The sequence below is a fragment of the Occallatibacter sp. genome, from assembly GCF_049802275.1.
GTDB lineage: Bacteria > Acidobacteriota > Terriglobia > Terriglobales > Acidobacteriaceae > Telmatobacter.
Window position 1 is genome coordinate 1 of sequence record NZ_JBARMD010000092.1, and the last position, 2,705, is coordinate 2,705.

Genomic DNA, 2,705 nt, shown 5'->3' on the forward strand with positions numbered 1-2,705 from the left:
CCGGTGCTCAGCCGGTGTTCCTCAGCCCTGCAGAAATCCCGCTGATTGTCGCCGCGATCGCGCGGTTCACTTCTGGTGTGTCCTCGCCGGCCCGCTTCCGCCGCAGCATATCCACCTGGATCAAATGCATCGGGTCCACATAGGGATTCCGCAGCCTGATGGAGTGCGCCAGCACGCGGTTAGTCTCCAGCAGTTCCTTCTGCTTTGTAATCGCCAGCACCGCCCGCACTGTCCGATGGAGTTCGCCCTCGAGCATGTCGAAGATCTGCTCGCGGAGTTTCGCATCCTTCACCAGCTCCGCATACAGCCTGGCCGTCGCCAGGTCTACCTTGCCCAGCGCCATCTCCACATTGCGCAACAGATCGATAAACAGCGGAAACTCGCTGGCCATTTCCTGCAGCAAGGCAAGTGAGCCAGGCTTCTTCGTAAACTCCTCGATTGCGAAGCCAACGCCGAACCACGCCGGCACCAGCAGCCGCGACTGCGTCCACCCAAACACCCATGGAATCGCTCGCAGGTCCGACAACTTCGGCGATTTATTTCTGCGCGCCGGCCGCGACCCGATCTTCGCGTGCTCCAGTTCGCCCACTGGCGTCGACTCTTCGAAGTACGTCACCACATCCGGATCATCCAGAATGTGCTTCCGATAAAACCCGAACGAGATCTCCGACAACTCATCGAGCGCCGCTTCCCACTCCGGTTTCAGCACGCCCGTGAAATGCCCCTCCGGATCGCGTGCGTTCGGCCGGGCAAGTGCATCCAATGACGCCGCAATCATCAACTCCAGATTCCGCTCTGCCAGCACCTCATCCGCGTACTTGAAGTTCAACACCTCGCCCTGCTCCGTTATGCGAAGCTGCCCCTCGAATGCATCCATCGGCTGCGCAAAAATCGCGCGATGAGTCGGTCCGCCGCCGCGTCCCACCGTCCCGCCGCGCCCATGAAACAGACGCAGCTTCACGCCACATTCGCGCGCCACATCGTGCAGGCCGCGATGTGCTCGAAAAATCTCCCATGTGCTGGTCAGCATTCCCCCGTCCTTATTCGAATCCGAATACCCCAGCATCACTTCCTGCCAGTTGTCCCACGATGCCAGCAGCCTGCGATAATCCGCGCGGCTCCACAACTCCCGGCAAATCGCAGGCGCCTGTTGCAGATCTTCAATCGACTCAAACAGCGGCACCGGCATCAGCCCCGGATCTTTGCCGGATCCCTCCACCGTCACCCCGCCCAGCCGCGCCAGTCTCACTACTGCCAGCACATCCTCCACGCTCGAGGCCCCGCTGATCACGTAGTGCCGGATCCCCTCCGGCGAGCATCCCTGCTTCATTTCCGCGACCACGCGAAACGTCTCCAGCACCGACGTGGTCTCCGCCGACATCCCTGACGGCAACTGCGGCGCAATCGTATCGCTGATCGCCTCCTGCAGCGCCGCCGCATGCACCCGTGCATGTTGTCTTATATCCAGCGTGTGCAGATGCAGGCCAAATGTCCTCACCTGCAGAATCAGCGGATCGATCAGCGTCCGCGCAATCCGCATCCCGGCATTTGCGGCAAGAGAATCCCGTAGCGTCTCCAGGTCATCGAGAAATTCCTCAACATTGCGGTACTCGGGCAGCACCTGCGCAAGTTTTGCCTGCCCCTGCGCCAACGTGTACGGCATCACGGGCAGCGTCGCGCCATGCCTGCCCGTCTGATCCAGCGTCCGCTGGATGCGCGCCTTCACGCAGATAATGAACCGCCGATAATATTCAAATTCGTATTGCGCGCCAAACACCTGCGCCTCGGGCGTGTGCACCAACGCCACGTATGCATCCAACCGCTTGCGCAACTCCTCGCTCACCGGCCTTTGCTGCGCGCTCGTCGTCAGCAGATCGATAATGTCGTCGAGTCGCGCCTGGTAATACAACAACAGATGCCCGCGCGCGAGCTGAATCGCATCGCGCGTGACTTCCGGCGTCACAAACGGATTGCCGTCACGATCCCCGCCGATCCACGAACCGAAGCGCAGCACCTGCGGCAACTCGTGCGGCTCAATCGCCAGATCGTAAGCCGCAAGCAGGGCCTCGGAAATCTCCCGGTACAACGGCCACAGCGTCTCGAAGATGGAAACATCGTAGTAGTCCAACCCCATCTTCACTTCGTCGTACACCGTCGGCCGCCGCGACCTCACCTCATCCGTCTGCCAAAGGCTCGTGATCTCCGCCCGTATTGCTTCTTCAAGCCGCGCCAGATCCTGCTCCGGGACCGGAATGCGATCGAGCGTCGCCAGAAACTCCCCGATCCGCCTCCGCTTGAACATCACCGACCGCCGCGCCACCTCCGTCGGGTGCGCTGTAAACACCGGCACAATCAGGATCCGCCGCAGCCAGTCCATCGCCTCCTCGGCGCTGATGCTCACACGGCGCATTTCGCACAGCGTTCCCGCCAAGGATCCGCGCTGCCGTCCCTTTTCTCCGCTCAGTTGCAGCGCAATGCGCCGCCGCTTGCGATGGTTCGTCTCAGCCAGGTTGATCAGCTCGAAATAAAACGCAAAGGCCCGCGTCAGCAGAATCGCCCGCTCCGCCGGAAGCGAGTGCACCAGTTCCAGCGCCTTCGCTCCCTGCCGGTCCGCTTCTTTTTCGTCGCCCCGCGCTTCGGCATCCCGCCGCCGGATTGTCCCCTGCCGCAGCGCCTCGACATGCGCGAAGAGATCATCGCCAGCC

At 61.8% G+C, this 2,705-nt stretch carries 1 protein-coding gene; it reads right to left on the bottom strand.

Annotated features, from left to right (window positions below):
- Positions 1–7: 7 nt before the first annotated feature.
- Positions 8–2,705, bottom strand: a 2,698-nt coding sequence (locus WA354_RS03060; RefSeq protein WP_472811539.1) for a phosphoenolpyruvate carboxylase, incomplete at its 5' end; no start/stop codon positions are given.